Raw genomic sequence first — 21,249 nt, forward strand, 5'->3', positions numbered from 1 at the left:
TATGAATAAACAAACGGAGAGTGGGCGTAAGCGGCAACTGGCGCTGATTATCGCAGGGCTTATCGTGGTCGCCGCGGCGATATCGGGGTGGCTTTCAGTGCGGCAAACCACATTGAATCCGTTGTCTGAGGATGCAGAGTTGGGGGCCAGCGTGGTGCATGTCGCCAGTTCGGTACCGGGCCGTATTATTTCGATTAATGTCGAGGAGAACAGCAAAGTCCGGCGTGGCGACCTGCTGTTGACTCTCGAGCCGGATCTTTATCGTCTGCGGGTCGAGCAGGCGCAGGCTGAGTTGAAAATGGCGCAGGCCGCGCAGGATACCCAGCAAAGAACGGTGGTCGCTGAACAATCCAATGCGGAGATCACTAATGAGCAGATTGTACGGGCACAAGCCAATCTTAAATTAGCCACTCAGACACTGGCACGGCTGCAACCGCTGCTACCTAAAGGCTATGTCACAGCCCAGCAGGTTGACGATGCGGCGACAGCAAAACACGATGCCGAGGTCAGCCTGAAACAAGCACTGAAACAGTCTTTTGCCGCTGAAGCCTTGGTCAGCAGTACCGCCGCGTCTGAAGCGCTGGTGGTCGCGCGGCGTGCGGCGTTGGCTATTGCTGAACGTGAACTGGCGAATACGCAAGTCCGTGCACCTCATGATGGTCGGGTGGTGGGGCTGACGGTTTCTGCCGGGGAGTTTATCGTGCCGGATCAGGCTATTTTCACCCTCATCAATACTGAACATTGGCATGCTTCGGCGTTTTTCCGCGAAACGGAGTTGAAGAACATCAAGGTGGGTGATTGCGCCACCGTATATGTCATGGCGGACAGACAGCGCGCAATTCAGGGGCGGGTTGAGGGGATTGGTTGGGGCGTTAGCTCTGAGGATATGTTGAATATCCCCCGTGGCCTGCCTTATGTGCCGAAGTCGCTGAATTGGGTGCGGGTTGTTCAGCGCTTCCCGGTGAGGATCAGTCTGGAGAGTCCACCGGAGGAGCTGATGCGTATCGGTGCCACTGCGGTGGTGGTAGTGCGAAATGACGACGGTTGCTGACGGTACTCTTGGCGGTATGATCCGTCAGGCAAAAGCTGATTTAGCCTTTTTCCCTGGGCGGTTTGCTATGGCCTGGCGTGTGGCGGCGCTGTGTGCATTAATGGCCATGGTCGCCATGGTGTATGGCATCCCGGAATCGGCTCTTAGTTGCTATCTTATTATCTTCGTTATGAAGCCAGATGCTGTTGAAAGCATGGTGATGGCCATCGCTATCACGGTGTTGGTGTCGTTGGTGGTTGGGCTGGTATTTCTACTTATCCATTTCACTCTGGAGGCCGCGCCACTGCGTATGGCCGCTTTGATCGTCAGTTCGTTTTTATTTCTCTATCTTGGCTCGGCGAGCAAACTTGGCCCGGTAGGCAGTATTATCGCACTGGTTATCGCTTTTGTGATGACGTTACTCAGCAATATTCCCATGGGCGAAGTGGCAACAAGAGGGCTGTTGTATGCCTGGTTAATGGCTGTTTCCCCGATGTTACTGATTATCGGCTTTAATCTTTTTCTTGGTCGGATGCCACAAGGGTTATTGCGGGCCAGTTTATCCGAACGATTATTCGCTGTTGCCGAGGCATTGCGGCAACCTGATGCCGCCACTATGGCTGGTGTTGAGACGCTGCTAGCAGAAGGGCAAAATGAACATCAGCAACGGGCACTTTTTGTCCGTATTTTTCATCTGCGGCCTGCTACTGAGGCTATCTGGCTTGAAAGTGCGGTAAAAAGCAGTTACCGGTTACTGTTGGCCACCTCGGCGTTACCTGCGACCTCAGCAGAGAGTGTGCGCCTTGAGCTGGCGGCCTACTGTAACGATGCTGCGCAGGCGATTGCCGCGGGTGATCTTGCGGCTCCCCCCCGGTTTGCTATTGAAAATGCAGGTGATGAACTCGATGAAATCAGCAACGCGCTGATAGCACTGGCGAATGCTGATAATGGGCAAGATTTGGCTGCGCCGAAATCCTCATTTTTTGCAGCGGACGCGTTCACTAATCCTGTTCATCAGCGTTTTGCATTGAAAACGACGGCAGCGGCGCTGATTTGCTATCTGATCTACACCGCCTTGGACTGGCAGGACATTCATACCGCCATGATCACCTGCTATGTTGCGGCACTGGGTACCACGGGGGAGACTGTTCATAAATTAGTGCTACGGATTATCGGTTGCCTGATCGGGGCGCTGATGGGAGTGCTGGCGATCATTTTCATCATTCCCTACCTGAGTGATATTGGCGAGTTAATGGCTTTGGTATTTGGCGGCGTTATATTGGCCGCGTGGGTGTCATGTGGCAATGAACGTATTGCGTATGCCGGTGTGCAGATAGGGTTGGCTTTCCTGCTTACCGTATTGCAAGGCTTTGGGCCGAGCACCGATATGGGAGTGGCTCTCGACCGGGTGATTGGTATTCTGCTGGGTAATTTGGTGGTGTATGTGATCTTTACTCGGGTGTGGCCAGTGGCCATTGTCGATGCTGTGCGCGTACATATTAATAACGCGTTGAAGGGGCTGACCCATTTGGCCGCACTGTCGCCCGATGCTCGGCCTGCGGCGCTAAGAGAAGCCACAATCGTTGAAGCAGAGATTGCCCGCGCACAAGAAGAGCTGGCGCTGATCCCCTTTGAGCCAGCCCAGTTACGCCCCTCGCGAGAAGAGTGCGCACGTCTGCACGCTATATTGGTCGAGATGGGCAGATTGTGCCCAGCGCTATCTCTGGCAACTAAAAAATCATTGTCTGATGTTAAACAACTGCGCCGTCTCTCGGGCAGTGGTGACCTGATGACATTATCGGATGGACAACGGCAGAATAGCGGAGCTTTACGGCAAGAATTATCGCCGGTTGAGTTGACTATTCAACAACGTATAAAGCGACTTGAGGAACTTCTGGGGACATGATGACGCATGCTGTACTGACGGCCCGGATAGCCAAAACAGGTCTTACTTGCACGGTAATTGGCTTGAGTATGTTGATTGCCAGTTGCGCCACCGATCGATTGGATCTCGCGCCAGCATTGTATTCCGAACCTTGGGTTTCTGATGTGAATAGCGGGGTTGCCACGGGGCCCGCTAATTTTTCCGTACCGCCGAATTCGCGGGTGGCGGAACTGGCGCAGCCTGCGACAATAAAGAGCGGCCATATTTACTCGTTACCAGAGCTGATCGATATTGCCCAAACTCAGGATCCTGATACCCGTATTGCCTGGCAGCAGGCGCGGCAGGCAGCGTTGGCGGTAGGAATGGGGGAGGCGGTATTTTTACCGATCATTTCCGCGAGTGTGATTGGCGGCTACCAAAGTACCAGCACGCCGTTACCTTATGCCATTGGCGGTGATAAGGATGTTAATACCTCTGGAAGCGCGGTGGTTCCTGCTTTAGCATTACAGTGGCTTATTTTTGATTTTGGGCAGCGCAGCGCGTTGCTTAATGCGGCTAAACAGACCTCTTATGCTGCCAATGTGAGCTTTAATGGCATGCACCAGAAGCTCATTTATGATGTCACTCGCACTTACTTCCAATATGGCGCAGCACAAACCCAGAGGCAGATAGCAGAACAAACGCTGAAAAATAGCCTAAAGATCCAGGATGCGGCGCAGCAACGGCGGAAAAATGGTATTGCGACCACCGTAGAAGTGGCGCTGGCACAACAGCAGGTTGCGCAGTCTGAGCTACGCCGCGTAGTGGCAAAAGGCACTGAACGTGATGCTTATCAGGCATTACTGGGTGCGATGGGGGTTTCTCCGTCACTGGATATCAACGTCGCTTATGCCGAAGATCGCGCTTTGCCGGATGTTACCAACGCGCCGACCGAAAACATGATCCGGCTGGCCCTTTCCCAGCGGCCAGACGTGTTAGCCAGCTATGCGGCGGTCGAAGCCGCCAAGGCGGGTATCAAAGCCACGGAGGCCGATTTCTTACCAAAAGTCTATCTTGCCGGGGCTGTCGCGGGCGGTGATGGGCGCTTTGATATTCAGGGTCTACCGGGTATCAGCCAGCAAACCTCTTCTTCCAGTATTTTGGTTGGTGTCAGTGTTCCTCTTTACGATGGCGGGATACGTGCGGCGCGAGTTAAAGAGGCAGGATCCCGCGCGGCAGTTGCTGCTGAAGGGTTTAAGAAGATGCAAGATCTGGCTGTGCGTGAAATTGTGGTGGCGGCCGATACCTTGCGCTCCGCGCTTGAATCCAATCAGGCGGCCTTAAATCTGGTGAAAACATCATTTATCACCTATGACGCTGCGCTGGAGTCTTATCGTAATGGTGTCGGCACAATCACGGTCGCCAATGAGGCAGCAAATAGTTTGTTGAATGCACAACAAATGAGCACCGATGCTCATGCGGCCTCTTTGGTTGCTGCGGCTAACCTGGCTTTCGTCATGGGTAAAATGACTAATGCCTCAGAGCCTTTGGCACTGCTTCAATAACGGTTAATAAGCTTTCCCCTTGATAAAAAACAGATGACTCCGGTAAGATTTTACCCGAGTCATCTGATGTCATTGCGGGAAGCCGACTTTAACTGATTTTACCTGGCTTCTTTAATCTATTAAGACAGGCTCTCTTTATTTACCTACCGAAGGGTGAAATCTCCCTTGTTTCAGTTCTTCTCGAATGATCGCGTGCTTATCTTCAGTAAATTTATATTTTCTCATAATCAGAATACGGACTACTGCACCTAATGCGGGCAGCAGAGAAATACAGAAGAATAAACCGTTTAATGTCCACTCTGACTGAGCCACGTTAGGTATATAGCCCAATATTGACAGGATCAAACCTGAGGCACCACCAGCGACGGCAACCGATAGTTTTCCGACAAAAGTCTGCCCAGAGAAGGTGATGGCGGCACAACGTTTACCGGTATGATAGTAAGAATATTCTACAGTATCAGCAATCATCGCTGAAATAAGCGGATTGGTCATCATAAAAATTGCAGTGATTATGGTCAGCCACACCATGACTGCTACCACATTATTATAACCCGTAAACCAGAAACCAATGCGGGCGATTATTTCCAGCACGCAGAGTGCAATAAACAAGTCTCTCTTTTTAAAGTGACGGGTTAAAAAAGGTGTTCCCAGACAAGCCAAAGCACAGACGAAAGTAATTAAACCTATAACAGAAACCAGTTCAGCATCTTTCATATTATAAGTGAAAAAGAAAATATAAAATGCATTAACGATATTAGAAAAAACGTTCATAAAAAAGGCACTAAGTATAAAGAATAGCGGCTTATTTTGCCAAACGACAATAAATGTCTGCTTTAAAGTGACTTTTTCAATAACCGTGACTTTTACGCGTTCTTTCGTATTAAAGAATCCATTCAACATCAGTATCACCCCCAAAACCATGAGGATGATAACCCCAGCCAGATAGCCACGATCGGCGCTGTTCTCCGCAAATAACCCACTGATATACGGGAATAAAACCATTGTGGCACCAATGCCTGCATTCACACCCAACATTGCACAAGTCGCGGTCTTAGCACGCTCTTGCGGTTCATCCGTCATTACTGTACTCATCGACCAAAACGGAATATCAGAAAGAGCATATAACGTCCCCCACAAGACATAGGTGACACCCGCATAGATTGTTTTGGTCATCAGGCTGGCTTCGATATTATAAAAAGCAGCCACGGTGACGATGAAAATCAAAAATGGTGTAAACAACAAGTATGGGCGGAATTTTCCACGCCGCATGTTAATCGTATCCATCACCCCTGCAATTAGTGGGTCATGTACTGCATCCCATACTCTGGCGATCAAGAAAATCATACTTGCTGCTACTGGTGAGATCCCCATAATGTCGGTATAGAAAAAGAGAATAAAACTGCCAACCAGCCCGAAACTGAAGCACTGGCCCATTCCATAGCCAAAATAAGACGCGAGTTCTTTCATTGGTATTTTTGCACTTGAATGATTCATGTCCATTCTTAGCCTTTTATATTATGTAGGATACAGGTAACTTTTTAATTTCCGCTATGGCAATACATAAGATTTAGCTGACATAACGGAACAGGCTATATTTATTTTTCTTGTTGAGTTAGCATTTTTAGAAGTTCTATTTCCGAGGGGTCGTAAGCAACACCATCCTCATTAAAGACATCATGGAACCAACGAGCTTCATCGTCTTTATCAATACGCTTAATTTCAGGCCACGGAATGTAAGTTTGGGTTTTTCCTTTGACTAACCCCCATTGGTAACAACCAATGCCTTCAGCTTTAAATAAAGGTAACTGTTCATGTATTTTCGATTCGGCATGACGTGCCAGCCATTCAGTACACAGCATTGGACGTTTATATTCTTTTAGGATACCGATCGTTTTATTCATTAAATCCAATGGCACGTAAGCATGGAAAGAGATGATATCTGATAATTCCAATGCCCGTTGATCGGTCGGATGCTGATAAATAGGCGCACTGAGATCCAAAATATTAGCGATATGCCAGGCTGCGACCGTTAATGGCTGTAGCGGGCTGATTTCCCGAGCCCATACAAAGGCTTTTTCCATTAGCTGGTGGCTGTATTCTTCCATTGCTGAATCAAAGGCATATTCACCGGTCAGAGTGAAAATCATACGATTGGTGGGTTCGTTGTAAAGATCCCAGATAACGATCCGTTCATCCTGAGCGAAATGACCGATAATATCTTTGATATAGTGCTCAACTTGCCCCCATAAATAAGGCTGCATAACGATATTGCGACCAGGGCTGGCAGCGGCCTGACTATTATGTAAACCGGTAACCGGTTGTTTTTGTTGCCCGATAAATGGATGGTCACCTGAAAATCCACAATCATCCATCAGGGTTAACATCACCTTGATGCCTGCTCGCTGACAAATATCGAGAAAATCTTCAATTCGAGCCATCAACCCATCACGATCATGCTGCCAGACAACAAAAGGCAAATTGGTTCGCAGCGTGTTGTACCCAGCCTCGGCAGCCCATTGCAGCTCTTGAGCAATACACGTCGGATCGAAAGTATCCTGTTGCCACATTTCAGTCCAGTTGACAGCACTACGCGGTAAGTAGTTAAAGCCACGCAACCATCCCTGCTGTTTATGCCATTCCCATGATTTTTCTTCAGACCATTTGTTCATCATTATTTTTCACCTAATACATAATTAGTTCATTAGCTAATATATTAGCTAATGAACTAATCTCAAATGTTTATTGCATTAAAAGCGACATACATCACGAAAATATTTTTGATGAAAAAGGATAAATAATTATATATCAGTGTATTAATTGGTATTTATCCTGAAGTTAAGGCTTGAATAGCGAGAATGAAACACCTCGGTGAGTCATTGGTCAGGTAGGAGCCAAGCTCCCATTCTGCGAGACTAAAATCTGTTAGTATAAAAAGAGATGAAGCATAGCCAGTATGAGTAAAATATTATGAGTGAAAAGACTAAAGTGACCATGAGCCACATAGCCGCCAAAGCAGGTGTCTCACAATCGACGGTTTCATTGGTGTTAAATGGGTCTTACAGCATCAAATTAGCCGATGACACCAGAGAAAAAGTGCTACGCATTGCTCAGGAAATGGGCTACGTGCATAAAGCGGTAGAACGTTTGGTTGTTAGGGATAAAATTGCATTAATTATCAATGGACTAATAAATCACGATCCCTTTATTGAAGCGATTAGCGCTGTTCAGCAGGCGGCCTGGCAACATAATAAATTATTGGCAATTTTTGATCAGGAAAATGAACCAGAACATTGCGCCGCCCTTGAAGAGGAAATCAGTGGGGGAGGTTATCAGGGGGTGATTTATGCCTCTTGCATGACCAGCCAACTGACCCCGATGTTCCAGAATCTATCTATTCCGATGGTGATGCTCAATGGTTACTGCCCTGAGTTACCCGAGGTTCCCTGTATTTTACCGGCCGATAAAATCGGCGCTTATAAGGCCACCAGCCATTTATTGCAGCAGGGATATCAACGGATTGCTATTCTGGCTGGTGAACTGTGGATGGATGCTGCCAATGATCGTATTAGTGGTTACCGGCAGGCATTAATAAACCATGATATTTGCCCGGATGAATGCTATATCCAGGTGACAAATTGGTCATTGAAAGAAGCCTATAAGAAGACACTGGAATTACTGGCATTACCTTCCAGACCAGAAGCGATTTTTTGTAGCAGTGATTATATTGCATTGGGATGTTATCAGGCAATTTTGTCACAAGGGTTGCATATTCCTGATGATATAGCGGTTATCGGCTATGATAATCAAAGTATTTCCTCCGAACTCTCACCAGAATTAAGCTCAGTAGATTTACCTTATGGGGAAATGGGAGAAATGGCTTTGCACACCCTACTAAAAATAACGCAACGACAACCATTACTGTCATTGAAAATGAAAGTGGAGGGTGAATTGGTCATCCGGCAGTCTTCTATCAGGCCAGCGAAATAATCTATCCCCGTTCAGCACCAACAAAAATAGAGAACTCGATCGCTCAACATATTGATATTCCTGCGGCGGCCTAACAGAACCTTTATGAGGCGTGCCTGCTAAAACATAAACTGGCAACTTATGCTGCCAGTTTATGTTCGGCTTACTGCGCCTTTATCTTTCTTCCAATGGATAACTTTGGAAACTCCACAGCCCAAGCGCTTTCAGGCCATCCCGATAGATGCCTTGTAAATCATTACGAGTCATTTCCTGAAGGTCTTTCAGCGGTTTATCTGGTGATGCGACCGCCATAAAGTTGATATTACTTGGACCAGTTTCCCAACTGGCGATAGTAAACACCGCTACTGCACGGCGGACATGACTGCCAGAACTAATAATGATGGCATTTTTAATCCGGTGTTTTGCCAGCACATAACGGCTGAATAAAGCGTTTTCAACGGTAGAACGGGCATAATTATCCTGATAAATACGTTCAGGTTTAACCCCTTTACTCACGAGCCAGTCAGTCATTAATTTACCTTCAGTTTTCCCATTCTGCGGGACGCCGCCGGTGACAATAATTAATGCCTCTGGTAACTGTTTGGCAATATCTAATGTTTTCTCCAACCGCTGAATAAGAACCTCATTCATGGTCCCATCAGGATTTAATGCATAACCTAATGTTACAATCGCATTTTGTTCTGGTGTCGATTGTAACTGTGAAAGTTCTGCTGCCGAGAGCTTGTCAGTAATGGGGATTTTTGACACGGTATTAATAACGGTAAAAAAGCGATCCAGATCGCGTGATTTTAAGGGGTTAATTCGCTTTAGTTGATCTTGATAAGCTTGACTTTCGGCATCTTGGCCCATGAACCGGGTCCATACAGAAAGATAAATCAGGGCACTAATATCTTCAGGGGCATCGGCTAAGATATTTTTATAAATACCAATGGCCTTTTCAATGTTGTTGTTATAAACATAGGCGCTAGCTGCGCTAAACAACAGGTCGGCACGATAGGGTTCTAGCTGGTGTGCTTGCAGCAGTTTCTGTGCCACCACCTCCATATTGGATGGTAATTTTCCGGTAAACCCGGCACCAGATATACGTGTGGGGCTTTTAAATGCCTGCAATGCTTCGCTAACCAGCAAATCAACGGTTTGTCGCTGTGTCACATAGTTCTGGTAATTAGCCTGTGGCTGAACCACGTCAGTCGATGCTACGCTTTGTGCTGAAAGCGCAATGCTAATTGCTAGCATTAATAACTTACCGCGACGGTAAGCGTTTGAAAATATCTTTTCCATCATAAAATTCCTTCTAAAGTGTCACATTTATTTTGATAAAGTTTTATCTTTTTGTTATTTCGGTGCCACCCGATGTTTAAAATAGATATGGCTGGCCTGGTGCTCAATTTTTGATAGGTTATCACACCGTAAATGATGGGCAAGGGTGAAGACACTCAAATTTGATACCCAACCCTTTTTTAGCCAGTTATGTTGTGGCGTTGTGACGAAAAACAGAACACCTAGTGAAGATACTTTAAAAAGGAGTTCAGTTATGAAAAAACGCAATCTTCGAACATTAGTTAAAAATTAAAGCATTTAGGCGTGCCGGTTCCGGATATATAACAGATCTTCAGGCTGATCTGCGTACCCTATTAAAACCCGGTCGTCATATGGTCACCAAATCGTTTTTTTAATTTTTCATGTTCATCCTTATTGGTATAATTTTTAGAGCCAATTAACGTCCTTACTTCTGTAATTAAAGGTAGGTCTTTCACATCGTCTTCTTTTAATAATCCTAATTTTTTCTTCATTAACCAATCGTATTGAAATGTTTTTATTGTCTCGTGTATATTAATTAATTTAAGCCCGGCCTTATGTTTTCCTTCAGCGAACTCAATGTTTATTGGAAAAGGATTTTTGTTTTCCGTTAAAAAGTTTAATAATTGGAAAACGAGATTGAGATATTTTCTTGTTCCCTTTAAATTTTCATTTTCATACATTTTCTGTTGAATTTCTTGTTGTTTAAGAGACTCTTCACTCAATTCTTCTTCTCCAAAAAGAATATCGTGAGCCTGCTTGACATAGGTTTCTTCATTGCTTAATGCTTTAAGCATTTTTGTGTAAAACTTGCTGTCATCTTTTTTATCATGTCTGGATTCTTTTACTAACTCATCAATATTTTTTTCTAAATCTTTAATATTAATATCTTTAGGAAACATATGTTTTTTTGTTATTTCATCTTCATGTAATACACAGGTTATTTTCTCTTGCTCATTATGACCTTCAATGGGAAGACTCAGAAGATTGGATTCTGCACCGGCGTTTTTATGCAGATAAACAAATTCACCGCTGGTACCTGCTCCTGAGGTTGTAATACCATGGGCATCAATTAAATACGCCAAATGCATGGCATTGTAACCTGGAATGGCATTGTTACCACAGAAAATAAAGACTTTATCATTATAACCGTCATGTTCATTATCTATTCTGTCTTTAATGATACCTAAGATTTTATTTGTTTTTTTATGAGCATATATGTATATGACTGAATCAATTTTTTCGTGATCAGTTACCTCTTTGCCTTTTATAACGCCAGAGAAGTTGTCTATATTATTCTCAGGTTTATTATTATCTAATTTATTTTTATTTGCTTCATTAAATATTTTTTTATATATATCTTCTCTAATGCCTTCCATAAGGGGATTGTTTTCTTTATAGAGTTTTTCTAAGGTTGTATGTGCTTCTTTTAATGTGTTTTTACCCCCGAGGCTGATATGAGATATCTTCTCACCTCGGCCCCCTAAGACCTTAGCCAAAACTGCATTTTTCATATTTAGATTATTTTTATCATGAGGATCTTTCAAATCTAAGAGTATTGCATGATTTTGTTGATCTAATCGATTGCTTGGGTTTATGTTATTGTTTCTAGCTGCTTTTTGTAATGCGGGATCCATATCAGAAAGAATTTTAATATTATCTTTTCCATAATCATTAACCAACTCAGTCATAAGTGTATTGGCTTGCATACGTTGGAGGTTATCGATTTTTTTACCTTTATATTTGTTTTTTTCTTCATATTCTATTTCTGATATTTTTTTTGTTAGCTTTATGGGTTCACCAAAATATTTTACTAGAAAATTATTTTTTTGTAAAAGTTTGATTTTTTCTTCATAAGTAAGTTCTTCGTCATAAAATATATTATTTAATTTGTTACGTAATGGCTGTAACGCTATGCGTTCAAGAATTTTAGCGTCATCTGAACCTCCTGTTTCTGGATTAAGATACCCGTAAACAGGTTTTTCTGATTCAATTACTTTCACCTTAATACTCTTATCTAATAGTTTTTCTATAAGTGTTTTCAGTATTTCTGGGCGTTCTTTTTTATCCCAAAGTGGCGGGACATAAAGTATGACTAAATAGTTTTTATCTATAGTGCCATGTTCAATTGCGTGCCTCACGATATCCAGCGTACGGCCAGTATGCCCACCACCAGTAGGCGAATACCCTACCACTAATATGTTCTTCTCCGGACTAGCTTCAGTTGTGCTACGACTTGATCCATCATCAGTTTTTGGTTTTTTTTTGGGTTTTTCACATATTTTTAGCATCTATATATCCTAGGTATTTTAGAAATGCTGGGTTAGGTAATCGTGATGTTTTTCATCTGTTAGTAATAAGTAAACGTAAATATTGTTTTATCTGATCTATATGGAATCTCTCTATATTAGATAGCCATGGATACAATTTTAATTATCTGTTGTGAAATTAAAAATATAATTAATTAAGATGATTTTTTACTGATTATTTACTTTATTAAAATATAGTTATAAAACTAGCCTCTATCATTTTGCCCATTAAGGGGGCTTAATTTCATGCCTATTGGTGCTCCGATTTTAGACAAGCCAGCCGGATATACTCCTGTAGCCCCGTTATTTGCTGGTCGGCGATGGCGATCCGGTACCGGAGATCGAAATAATGCCGTTTAGCGGCGTCAGTAAATCGGGGTTGGGCAGCATCAACCACGCAGGAGGTTCGGGTGGCCCCATTTCTAACGGGCACGGAACCGATTGAGTTGAGCTGCAAGCGCTGAGAGCCAGTGGCAACAGCATTGCGCAAATCATCAATGGTCGTTTTTGCATGGGCGAGTTCCTCTGTATGTTGTTTATCCAGTGCGGCAACGTATTGTTGTTGCTGTTTTTGTACGGCAAGGACGACGTTAGCTGCTGTCAGAGCTTGCTGATTTTGTCGAGCTGAGTTCTTCCAATCAGTGGCAAGTCGATGGTAATGGCGCGTGCTCAGTACTGAACCGAACAGTGCCAGTAGTAACAATAAGCCGATAAATAAGAGGGTTCGATTCGGCATGGCTTGATCTCCGGTTGATCCTGGTAACGAGTTGTATACATATCTATGTCCTACATGAGAACTATGATTTAAATAAATTAGTTGAAAATAGGTCTGTCTTTTCGGCGGTCAGTGTTATGTGGGTCCTGAGTATTTAAAATAAATAATTTTTATGGATAATGCTGCCGAGATAACTCAAAATGTGGCCCATCCTTTAGTGATATCCAATCACCTCCCCAGATAATAGGAATATTAAGATGTTGTGCGGCTTGCTTGGCGGTATTAGCTAGCTCAGCAAAAGCTGACCAGTTATCCCATGGGGTCATGCCATTGATTAACGGTACCAGGTCAACAGCATGACCGGTTAAATGCCGGCTATTTAACGTTTGACTGTGCCCATCATTAACCATTTTTTTTTGCTTTTCTGCCGTTCTAATGCCTTCAATAACGATGAAATCTGTGTGAGTCAGGTATAAAGTTAAGTGCACCACTTTCACCAAATCAGGATGCACGCCATTTAAGTTTTTTTCGCTTCTTTCACTGAATTTAAATAGATTATTTGTACTCATTTTTACCTCCATGGTTAAAGAACTTTCTCCATAGATAATGTATTCCTGAACCACCCATGGTTCCGAACAAACCTGATATAGCAAACGTGATATACAAGCTGACACCGCTCTCAAAACTGAGGAACCCACCAAGGAATCCAGCAAAATTGGAAACAATTATCTGACTTAATACTTTTTTATTGTCCCATCTGTCATTATTTTCTTTTATATCAATAATATACCTAACAAGCCCCCCCCAGGCGGATAATGCTCCGATAATTAGCCATATAATAATGACCTCAAGGCTTGGGGTGTCTAATTCCATATGTTCTCCCTTTGGTTGTAGTGGCTCTTTTGTTTCATTGTGTTATCTATGCTTTTATTGATTTTCCCCCACCCTGTTTATAGCGATGTCAGTTATGGCGGATGAGAAATGAACAATAACTTAATTAGGCGGGTCGTGCGTGTTTATAACCTTATTTTGCGCAATAGACAACGTGTATGAAATATAAATTGCATAAAAGGCAATTTGCATTGTTAGCAATGTACTTTCTTTTGATTTTTTTGCACTGTTAATATCGATGTGTGAGTGTATATCAATATTTTAATAGAATGTGTCCTTTGACGTTTTGTGGCGGTAGCGTTGTTTTTATATATGCTCATCAGATCAATGACAGTTTGATTCTTGATTTTTCACTATGTATTTTATTATTAATCAATGAGGTTATTATGTCTACAAATGCATCGCAGATTGCTGTTGAATACCCGATTCCTACTTATCGTTTTATTGTATCCATTGGTGATGAACAAATCCCATTTAATAGTGTGTCAGGCTTGGATATAACCTATGACACGATTGAATATCGGGATGGTGTGGGCAACTGGTTTAAAATGCCAGGGCAGCGTCAGTTGATTAATATCACCTTGCGAAAAGGTGTTTTCCCAGGGAAAACAGAGTTATTTGACTGGATTAATTCAATTCAACTTAATCAGGTAGAGAAAAAAGATATTACGATTAGCCTGACCAATGATGCAGGTACCGAGTTACTCATGACCTGGAGCGTTTCTAATGCTTTCCCTACCTCACTGACCTCGCCTTCATTTGATGCCACCAGCAATGATGTTGCTGTTCAAGAAGTGACACTGGCGGCAGATCGAGTAACGATTCAAGCTGTTTGATTTTTTGATACTTATTTTGTTTTGATAAAGGAATTATTATGACGACTAATACCAGCTACCCCGGTGTTTATATCGAAGAGCTGAACAGCCTTGCCCTCTCTGTTTCAAACAGTGCTACTGCAGTACCCGCTTTTGCTACAGTAAAAGATAATGATTTTGTTAAAAGCGGTGTGGCAACCCGAATTAACTCATGGATGGATTATCTTAATCTTGCTGGCAATTTTAATAATAGTGACAGATTGAGTATTTCTTTACGTGCCTATTTTACCAATGGCGGCGGCTATTGTTATCTCATCAAAACCAGTGATCTAGAGGCAGTCATTCCAACCTTGGATGATGTCACATTATTAGTTGCTGCAGGTGAAGATATTAAAACGGCAGTGGACACGTTATGTCAGCCTGGCAAGGGGTTATTTGCCATTCTTGATGGCCCAGAAACGGCGTTGACAATGGATGGAGCCGAGGCTGCTCAGAATAAGTATACCGCGACTCCATTTGCGGCAGTTTATTACCCTTGGCTAACCGCTGACTGGGCCGATGCCGATATTCCGCCAAGTGCTGTGATGGCAGGGGTGTATGCCGCAGTGGATCTGTCCCGAGGCGTGTGGAAAGCACCGGCTAATATCGCGTTGAAAGGTGGTTTGGAACCGAAGTTTTTGGTTACTGATGACTTGCAAGGGGTCTATAACTCGAATCGGGCTTTCAATATGATCCGAAGTTTTACCAATACGGGTACCACAGTTTGGGGGGCAAGAACGCTGGAGGATAAAGATAACTGGCGCTATATCCCGGTGCGCCGTTTGTTTAATACCGCAGAGAGAGATATCAAGCGGGCCATGAGCTTTGCCGTCTTTGAGCCAAATAGCCAGCCTACCTGGGAGCGGGTACGTGCGGCGATCAGCAATTATCTCTATGCTCTGTGGCGTCAAGGGGCCTTAGCCGGTAACAGTGAAGAAGAGGCGTATTTTGTGCAAATTGGTCTAGGTGTCACCATGACCGCTGATCAAATTAATGAAGGAAAGATGATCATTAAAATCGGCATGGCGGCCGTTCGGCCAGCGGAATTTATTATTCTTCAGTTTACCCAAGATATTGAACAGCGTTAATTCACTGATTATGAGGAATTACCATGCCTGATATTTCAAGAACAACACCGGGTGTTTATATTGAAGAAGATGCGTCATTGGCATTCTCTGTTAATAATAGCGCCACGGCTGTACCTGTTTTTATTGGTGACTTTACGCCGAAATCGGTAGGTACCACCAGGGCCTGTACCCGTATTAATAATTGGCTTGAGTTTACCTCGGCTTATTCTCTGGCTCCTGCAACTGAAGTTGTAATTATATCCACTGAATCAGTTATCCCGCCAACAGATTCTGAAACAGTCCCTAAGTCTAGAGCCAAATCGAAAAGTAAAGTAGCCGACGTCACTGAAAATAAGTGGGAGCACCGTATTGAAGACGTCAAGTTTTCTCCCGCAGTTGAAGCATTGCAGCTCTATTTTCAAAATGGCGGTGGAGCCTGTTATATCTACCCAATAAAAAATGCTGATGATGTTCTGGCAATGGCGGCTATCCCTGATGTTATTGAGCAAAAAGGAGATATTACCTTATTAGTCTGTCCGGAAAGTGATCTTGCTTATAAAACAGCGGTTTATCGTGCGGTAAATCCACTGTTAAGTCAGAAGGTCGGCTACTTCCTGATCGCGGATAGTAATGATGGTGGTTCGGTGGCGAATGTGGGTCAAATTCCTCAGGCTGCCGTTTACTATCCTCAACTGGAAACTAACCTGAGACCCTCGGTATTACCTGATGATGAAAATATTATTGTCAGTGGTTATGAGAATGAAAAGGGTAAGGATCAGTTTAAGACCCTGGCAGTGCTGCGGGAGGAAAACCCAACACTGGCTGGACTTATTGATGACCAGATGCAGCTAGAACAGCAACGTATGGTTATCATTGCTCCGAGTGCGGTTATCGCCGGTGTTTATTGCCAGACTGATAGTAGCCGAGGTGTGTGGAAGGCTCCGGCCAATGTCGCGCTCAATGGCATTGGGCGCCTGCTCGATAAGGTTGATGATCAACGTCAGGGCGAGATGAACGCCAGAGGGGTTAACGTTATTCGTTCCTTTAGCGGCCGGGGCTTCGTTGTTTGGGGGGCACGTACCTCTGTTGGCGACTCGGGAGATATTAACTGGCGTTATATTCCGGTTCGTCGGTTATTCAGCTCGGTTGAACGGGATATTCGTCAGGCACTGCGCAGTGCACTGTTTGAAACCAATAATCAGCCTACCTGGATACGAGCCAAAGCGGCTGTTGATAACTATCTTTATACCCTTTGGCAGCGAGGGGCATTGATGGGCGATCGCCCTGAAGAGGCTTATTTTGTCCAAATTGGTCAGGGTATCACCATGTCTGATGATGATATCAAACAGGGCAAAATGATCATGACGATCGGGTTGGCAGCAGTACGACCCGCTGAGTTTATTATTCTGCAATTTACGCAAGATATTGCTCAATAACCTCCATGAGAAAAATATCAGGCACCGTAATTTTATGGTGCCTATCTAACCACTGATGGAGGACATGATGATGGAGAGAATACAGCCAGGTGTCACCTTGACCGACAGTATAATATCCACCCGTCAGGGCGTGATAGCCACCGCTGTTCCGGTATTTATTGGTTATACCGACTATATCGCAAAAGAAAAAACTGCAACGGTCGCGATTCGTGTTGATAGTTTGGCGGATTATATCCAGACATTTGGCAGCCAAAGTCTTATGGCGTTTGCTGTCAGGCACTATTTTGATAATGGCGGCGAGCAGGCTTTTATTTTGCCGCTAGCAGGGAATATGCCATCCGATGTCATGACCGAATCTGAAGCGGGTAATCTTATTTCAGCATTACAGGACGTTTCCGTTAGCGCAACTATTGCTGGTGAGCCGCGGATTACGTTGATTTTGGCACCGGATATAGCCCGCCTTAATGACAGCCTTATTCCGAGTAACTCAACGCGTCAAAATTTGTGGTCTACCGGTTGGGCCGCATTGCTGGAACTCAGTCAGGCCAAGCCTAACTTATTTGCACTGTTGGATGCACCTGATGATGTTGCTCTCGCCCGGCACTGTTTACAGACATTGTCGCCAGAGTATCGTCAATGGGGGGCGGCATATTGGCCACGATTGGAAACAACTTACCGCGATACTTCTGTTGAAGGGGCTGACGCGCCACGGATTGTGTTGTCACCCACGGCGGCTATTGCGGCAGTCATACAGTGTACTGATAACAATGTCGGGGTGTGGAAAGCGCCCGCGAATGTGGCATTGGCTCAGGTGATTAGACCGGTTAAGTCCCACTTGCAAGGTGATGAGTTGTTTAACGCCAGCGAAAGCTCTCTCAACCTGGTGCGTAGTTTCCCAGGGAAAGGTATTCGTATTTGGGGATGCCGTACTCTGGAAAGCAGTGACAATACACCATGGCGTTACTTGCAGACTCGCCGTCTGGTTTCTTATGTCGCCACTAATTTAGCTCAATTGACCCGCATGTATACCTTCGAGCCGAATAATGAGCTGACCTGGATGAAATGCAAAGGACAAAGCTGCAACTGGCTACGGCAATTATGGTTACAGGGGGGACTTTATGGCACACAGGAAGATGAGGCGTTTAATGTTCTGTTGGGGTTAAACGAAACGATGACGGCGGAGGATGTTCGTGCTGGGAAAATGATCATGAAAATAGAGTTGGCGGTGCTATTCCCGGCTGAGTTTATTGAGATCAATTTGGTATTTGATACCCGCACGGGTGCGCTTTTATCTTAAAAGAGGAGAGATCACGATGAGCGATTACGACACACCGGCAGTATCTCACCGTTTTATGGCCAGTTTTGTCTTTAACGGTATTCCCAATCCACTGGATATTCGCTTCCAGCGTATATCCGGCCTTAGCCGGGAGTTAGAGGTTATTCAGTACAGTGAGGGGGGCGAAAATGCCCGCAACACCTATTTCGCTGAAAAGATCCAGCATGGCACCCTCAGACTTGAACGTGGCGTGATGACGGTATCTCCCCTGACCATGATGTTCGATCGGGTTTTGCGCGGGGAAAATGTTATCTATGCCGATGTGGTGATTATGTTGCTGAATGAGAATTTACTGCCGCTGTCTACTTGGACGCTAAGTAATGCGCTGCCGATAAGTTGGCAAACCAGCGATTTTGACGCCAGCAGTAATGCCATATTAGTGAACACACTTGAATTGCGCTATCAGGATATGCGCTGGCTGGGAGTCAAGGTATGACAGTGGAAATCAGAGAGTTAGTTATTCAGGCCCGAGTCGTGCCTGCCACCCCTAATAACCCTGCGGAACAGCAAACACGTTCTTTGGTGCAGGAAAGTCTGGATGAGGCCGCTTGGGTGGATAGGATTAAGCGTGAAGTGCTGGCGGCACTGCGCGATGGGGAAGGGTGGCGTCCATGAGTCTGATTGAACGTGGTTTGGCGAAACTGACCATCGATGCTTATCAGGATCGGGAAGGGAAAAAATGGGCGGGGACATTGCAGGCTATGTATAACCCGACAACCTTGGAGTTGAACTATCTAACGGACTATTTGCAATCTCAAGCCATTAATAACGAGAAACAGAGCAGTACTTATATACAAGCAAAACCTGCGGGGCTATCACTTGAGCTAATTTTTGATGCAACCATGCCGGGTAATAAAACGCCAATAGAAACACAACTCACGCAGTTAAAACAGCTCTGTTGCGTGGATGCCACCAGTAAAGAAACCCAATTTCTACACATTAAATGGGGAAAAATGCGCTGGGAAAATCGGGGTTACTTTGCTGGGCGAACCAAAACGCTGTCGGTGAGCTATACCCTGTTTGATCGCGATGCCACACCATTACGGGCGAAGGTTCTCCTGACATTAGTCGCTGATGAAAGTTTGATATTGCAGGAAACTGAACAAAATCTGAAATCACCGGCAAAAATTGCAGTACGGGTTCAGGATGGAACCTCTTTGGCACTGATTGCCGCCAGCGTGCCATCAACCTTGGCAGGTGGTGCCGATTATCTGATGCTCGCCCAGCAAAACGGGTTGGATAACCTCAATGGTTTCATCCCCGGCGACATTTTGCAGGCCACCAGAGGGGAGGATTTATGAGCTATAAACTCAACATCATCGCCGATGGTAAGGTGCTGGCCTTACTGGCCACCGTCGATGTCGATATCTATCATCGGGTTAATAGCATTGCCTCTACGACTATCAAGCTAAGCGTACCGGCCCGATCATTATCCTCTTTCCATCAGGCTGATGTTCAGGGGGAATTGGCCCATTGTCAGGTAGGGAAAAACCTGACAATGGAGCTGTGCGAAGGGAGCCAAAAATCGGTACTGTTTAACGGCGTTATTACCCGCCAATCTCTACGGGTCAGAAATAAACAATTGTTGCTGACTCTGGTTATCAAACATCGGCTACAACTGATGGTGGATACTCAACACTCACAGTGCTTCAGTGACAAAAGTGAAAAAGCCATCTTAAGTAGCCTGTTGAATCAGGCGGGCGTGAAAGCCCGTTTTGGTCACATCCCTGCGCTGGATCAACAGCATGAACAGATGGTGCAGTTTCGCTGTTCTGATTGGTACTTTCTGTTGTGCCGCCTTTCAGCAATGGGGATATGGTTATTGCCAACGACGGAAGGCGTCAGCTTGGTACAAACTGAAACACTGAATACGAGACCGGTGCATACCTTAAAAAACCGGGGCGATGGGAACCAAGACATCGTAGTTAAAGATGCTTATTGGCAGTTTGACAATCAGCGAAACCCAGCCTCATTAGAAATCAGTGGTTGGGATATCAGTAAGCAACAGCCACAATCAGGTGGTCGCTACGGTAGCATCGCGACAGGTAAAGGTGCACTTTCTGTTGACCGTTTAGCCTCGCTGAATAAAGAAAGTTGGGATATTCGCTACAGTAGTCCACTCACAACTCTGGAGAGTGGTTATTTGGCTCAGGGGTTATTACTCAATCAGCGCATTTCTGGGGTAACCGGGGAATTCTTACTTAACGGAAGTGGGCGTTATCAATTGGGGGACAGTATTCAATTATTGGGTTTTGGTTCTCAAATTGATGGCTCCGCAACCATTACCGGCGTTCGTCAGCGTTTTAACCGACAAATTGATTGGGAAACAACGCTGGAAATAGGATTGCAGCCAGAAAGTTTACCGATGGTGCCTGAAGCGTCGGGGCTACATATTGCGACTGTGGGCAAATATCAGCAGGACAGAGCGGGGTTAAATCGTATCCCAATTATTTTATCAATATTAAATCGTCCAAATGAATATTTGTGGGCCAGACTCGGGAAACCCTATGCCAGTCATGAAAGTGGTTTTTGTTTTTATCCAGAGCCAGGTGATGAAGTCATCATTGGATTTTTTGAAAATGATCCGCGCTATCCCGTTATTTTAGGCGCGATGCATAATCCTAAAAATAGAGCGCCTTTTGAGCCAACGCAAGATAATAGAGAAAAAACACTGATTGTTAAAAAGGGTGATATAGAACAACAGTTACTTATTGATAGCAAAAGTAAAACTATCACAATAAATGCAGGAAGCAACAAAATGACCCTGCAACAGGATAAAGATATTTCGCTGGTAGCCAGGCAGTCAATTAATGCTACTGCGGATAAGTCTCTGGCCATGTCTGGAAAAAATAGCGTGGAAATTAAAGGCGCTAAAATTAATCTTACCCAGTAAAGG

General features: G+C 44.7%; 19 protein-coding genes and 1 pseudogene. 12 read left to right on the forward strand and 8 right to left on the reverse strand.

Translation table 11 applies throughout. The annotated features are described in order from the left end of the window. The first annotated feature begins 1 nt into the window (after nt 1). From mdtN to AEP37_RS09480, 3 genes are read left to right on the forward strand one after another with little or no spacing between them, the layout of a single operon-like run. The gene (gene mdtN / locus AEP37_RS09470) at nt 2–1,051 is read left to right on the forward strand and encodes a multidrug transporter subunit MdtN (protein ID WP_049612694.1); all 1,050 of its coding nucleotides are present in this window, start codon (nt 2–4) and stop codon (nt 1,049–1,051) included. Then, the gene (locus AEP37_RS09475; protein ID WP_049612696.1) at nt 1,035–2,936 is read left to right on the forward strand and encodes an FUSC family protein; all 1,902 of its coding nucleotides are present in this window, start codon (nt 1,035–1,037) and stop codon (nt 2,934–2,936) included. Before mdtN ends, AEP37_RS09475 begins: the two co-directional genes overlap by 17 nt. Next, nucleotides 2,933–4,459 carry a TolC family protein gene (locus AEP37_RS09480; RefSeq protein WP_049612699.1) on the forward strand — a complete coding sequence of 509 codons (1,527 nt, stop codon included), beginning with the start codon at nt 2,933–2,935 and terminating at the stop codon, nt 4,457–4,459. Before AEP37_RS09475 ends, AEP37_RS09480 begins: the two co-directional genes overlap by 4 nt. 135 nt (nt 4,460–4,594) lie before the next feature. Here AEP37_RS09480 and AEP37_RS09485 read toward each other — a convergent pair whose 3' ends face one another. Next, complete coding sequence (locus tag AEP37_RS09485; protein WP_049612702.1) at nt 4,595–5,959, reverse strand: MFS transporter; 1,365 nt, start codon at nt 5,957–5,959, stop codon at nt 4,595–4,597. Between the two features lie 95 nt (nt 5,960–6,054). Further along, entirely contained in the window at nt 6,055–7,128 is a 1,074-nt protein-coding gene (locus AEP37_RS09490; protein ID WP_049612806.1) for a cellulase family glycosylhydrolase, read from the reverse strand. 298 nt (nt 7,129–7,426) lie between these two features. On the opposite strand from AEP37_RS09490, the gene AEP37_RS09495 reads away from it, so the two are divergent. Beyond that, nucleotides 7,427–8,446 (forward strand): LacI family DNA-binding transcriptional regulator, encoded by a 1,020-nt coding sequence (locus AEP37_RS09495; RefSeq protein ID WP_049612704.1) that lies wholly within the window; start codon nt 7,427–7,429, stop codon nt 8,444–8,446. Nucleotides 8,447–8,599: 153 nt separating this feature from the next. Here the strand turns inward: AEP37_RS09495 and AEP37_RS09500 are convergent, their stop codons facing one another. From AEP37_RS09500 to AEP37_RS09520, 6 genes and pseudogenes are all read right to left on the reverse strand, one after another. Continuing rightward, on the reverse strand, nt 8,600–9,727 hold the full coding sequence (locus tag AEP37_RS09500; RefSeq protein WP_082170743.1) for a YdcF family protein: 1,128 nt from the start codon (nt 9,725–9,727) through the stop codon (nt 8,600–8,602). A gap of 54 nt (nt 9,728–9,781) precedes the next feature. Then, nucleotides 9,782–9,914: pseudogene (locus AEP37_RS26060) on the reverse strand (DJ-1 family protein); the annotation flags it as partial. Nucleotides 9,915–10,080: 166 nt separating this feature from the next. Continuing rightward, complete coding sequence (locus tag AEP37_RS09505) at nt 10,081–12,036, reverse strand: hypothetical protein (RefSeq protein ID WP_049612708.1); 1,956 nt, start codon at nt 12,034–12,036, stop codon at nt 10,081–10,083. Nucleotides 12,037–12,304: 268 nt separating this feature from the next. After that, nucleotides 12,305–12,790 (reverse strand): lysis protein, encoded by a 486-nt coding sequence (locus AEP37_RS26065; protein ID WP_050691922.1) that lies wholly within the window; start codon nt 12,788–12,790, stop codon nt 12,305–12,307. A gap of 149 nt (nt 12,791–12,939) precedes the next feature. Then, entirely contained in the window at nt 12,940–13,350 is a 411-nt protein-coding gene (locus AEP37_RS09515) for a M15 family metallopeptidase (protein ID WP_235801389.1), read from the reverse strand. Further along, the gene (locus AEP37_RS09520; RefSeq protein ID WP_049612712.1) at nt 13,325–13,642 is read right to left on the reverse strand and encodes a phage holin family protein; all 318 of its coding nucleotides are present in this window, start codon (nt 13,640–13,642) and stop codon (nt 13,325–13,327) included. The genes AEP37_RS09515 and AEP37_RS09520 overlap by 26 nt, the downstream gene beginning before the upstream one ends. Before the next feature lie 404 nt (nt 13,643–14,046). Between AEP37_RS09520 and AEP37_RS09525 the strand changes: the two genes are divergently transcribed. From AEP37_RS09525 to AEP37_RS09560, 8 genes are all read left to right on the forward strand, one after another. Next, entirely contained in the window at nt 14,047–14,496 is a 450-nt protein-coding gene (locus tag AEP37_RS09525) for a phage tail protein (RefSeq protein ID WP_049612714.1), read from the forward strand. 38 nt (nt 14,497–14,534) lie between these two features. Beyond that, nucleotides 14,535–15,602: a phage tail sheath family protein gene (locus tag AEP37_RS09530; RefSeq protein ID WP_049612715.1), complete on the forward strand. Its 1,068-nt coding sequence runs from the start codon at nt 14,535–14,537 to the stop codon at nt 15,600–15,602. Between the two features lie 23 nt (nt 15,603–15,625). Beyond that, on the forward strand, nt 15,626–17,017 hold the full coding sequence (locus AEP37_RS09535; protein ID WP_049612717.1) for a phage tail sheath family protein: 1,392 nt from the start codon (nt 15,626–15,628) through the stop codon (nt 17,015–17,017). Nucleotides 17,018–17,084: 67 nt separating this feature from the next. After that, the gene (locus AEP37_RS09540; protein WP_082170744.1) at nt 17,085–18,314 is read left to right on the forward strand and encodes a phage tail sheath C-terminal domain-containing protein; all 1,230 of its coding nucleotides are present in this window, start codon (nt 17,085–17,087) and stop codon (nt 18,312–18,314) included. A gap of 16 nt (nt 18,315–18,330) precedes the next feature. Beyond that, entirely contained in the window at nt 18,331–18,789 is a 459-nt protein-coding gene (locus AEP37_RS09545) for a phage tail protein (RefSeq protein WP_049612720.1), read from the forward strand. Continuing rightward, complete coding sequence (locus tag AEP37_RS09550) at nt 18,786–18,968, forward strand: DUF5908 family protein (RefSeq protein WP_049612722.1); 183 nt, start codon at nt 18,786–18,788, stop codon at nt 18,966–18,968. The genes AEP37_RS09545 and AEP37_RS09550 overlap by 4 nt, the downstream gene beginning before the upstream one ends. Then, the gene (locus tag AEP37_RS09555; protein ID WP_049612724.1) at nt 18,965–19,654 is read left to right on the forward strand and encodes a CIS tube protein; all 690 of its coding nucleotides are present in this window, start codon (nt 18,965–18,967) and stop codon (nt 19,652–19,654) included. Before AEP37_RS09550 ends, AEP37_RS09555 begins: the two co-directional genes overlap by 4 nt. Next, nucleotides 19,651–21,246 (forward strand): phage baseplate assembly protein V, encoded by a 1,596-nt coding sequence (locus AEP37_RS09560; protein WP_049612725.1) that lies wholly within the window; start codon nt 19,651–19,653, stop codon nt 21,244–21,246. The genes AEP37_RS09555 and AEP37_RS09560 overlap by 4 nt, the downstream gene beginning before the upstream one ends. Nucleotides 21,247–21,249 lie beyond the last annotated feature (3 nt).

Source organism: Yersinia pekkanenii, from assembly GCF_001152565.1.
Lineage (GTDB): Bacteria > Pseudomonadota > Gammaproteobacteria > Enterobacterales > Enterobacteriaceae > Yersinia > Yersinia pekkanenii.

Excerpts from the sequence above, each read along its gene's own strand:
- mdtN (WP_049612694.1), top strand. The coding sequence starts at position 2 with ATGAATAAACAAACGGAGAGTGGGCGTAAGCGGCAACTGGCGCTGATT.
- AEP37_RS09475 (WP_049612696.1), top strand. The coding sequence starts at position 1,035 with ATGACGACGGTTGCTGACGGTACTCTTGGCGGTATGATCCGTCAGGCA.
- AEP37_RS09480 (WP_049612699.1), top strand. The coding sequence starts at position 2,933 with ATGATGACGCATGCTGTACTGACGGCCCGGATAGCCAAAACAGGTCTT.
- AEP37_RS09485 (WP_049612702.1), bottom strand. The coding sequence starts at position 5,959 with ATGGACATGAATCATTCAAGTGCAAAAATACCAATGAAAGAACTCGCG.
- AEP37_RS09490 (WP_049612806.1), bottom strand. The coding sequence starts at position 7,128 with ATGAACAAATGGTCTGAAGAAAAATCATGGGAATGGCATAAACAGCAG.
- AEP37_RS09495 (WP_049612704.1), top strand. The coding sequence starts at position 7,427 with ATGAGTGAAAAGACTAAAGTGACCATGAGCCACATAGCCGCCAAAGCA.
- AEP37_RS09500 (WP_082170743.1), bottom strand. The coding sequence starts at position 9,727 with ATGGAAAAGATATTTTCAAACGCTTACCGTCGCGGTAAGTTATTAATG.
- AEP37_RS09505 (WP_049612708.1), bottom strand. The coding sequence starts at position 12,036 with ATGCTAAAAATATGTGAAAAACCCAAAAAAAAACCAAAAACTGATGAT.
- AEP37_RS26065 (WP_050691922.1), bottom strand. The coding sequence starts at position 12,790 with ATGCCGAATCGAACCCTCTTATTTATCGGCTTATTGTTACTACTGGCA.
- AEP37_RS09515 (WP_235801389.1), bottom strand. The coding sequence starts at position 13,350 with ATGGAGGTAAAAATGAGTACAAATAATCTATTTAAATTCAGTGAAAGA.
- AEP37_RS09520 (WP_049612712.1), bottom strand. The coding sequence starts at position 13,642 with ATGGAATTAGACACCCCAAGCCTTGAGGTCATTATTATATGGCTAATT.
- AEP37_RS09525 (WP_049612714.1), top strand. The coding sequence starts at position 14,047 with ATGTCTACAAATGCATCGCAGATTGCTGTTGAATACCCGATTCCTACT.
- AEP37_RS09530 (WP_049612715.1), top strand. The coding sequence starts at position 14,535 with ATGACGACTAATACCAGCTACCCCGGTGTTTATATCGAAGAGCTGAAC.
- AEP37_RS09535 (WP_049612717.1), top strand. The coding sequence starts at position 15,626 with ATGCCTGATATTTCAAGAACAACACCGGGTGTTTATATTGAAGAAGAT.
- AEP37_RS09540 (WP_082170744.1), top strand. The coding sequence starts at position 17,085 with ATGATGGAGAGAATACAGCCAGGTGTCACCTTGACCGACAGTATAATA.
- AEP37_RS09545 (WP_049612720.1), top strand. The coding sequence starts at position 18,331 with ATGAGCGATTACGACACACCGGCAGTATCTCACCGTTTTATGGCCAGT.
- AEP37_RS09550 (WP_049612722.1), top strand. The coding sequence starts at position 18,786 with ATGACAGTGGAAATCAGAGAGTTAGTTATTCAGGCCCGAGTCGTGCCT.
- AEP37_RS09555 (WP_049612724.1), top strand. The coding sequence starts at position 18,965 with ATGAGTCTGATTGAACGTGGTTTGGCGAAACTGACCATCGATGCTTAT.
- AEP37_RS09560 (WP_049612725.1), top strand. The coding sequence starts at position 19,651 with ATGAGCTATAAACTCAACATCATCGCCGATGGTAAGGTGCTGGCCTTA.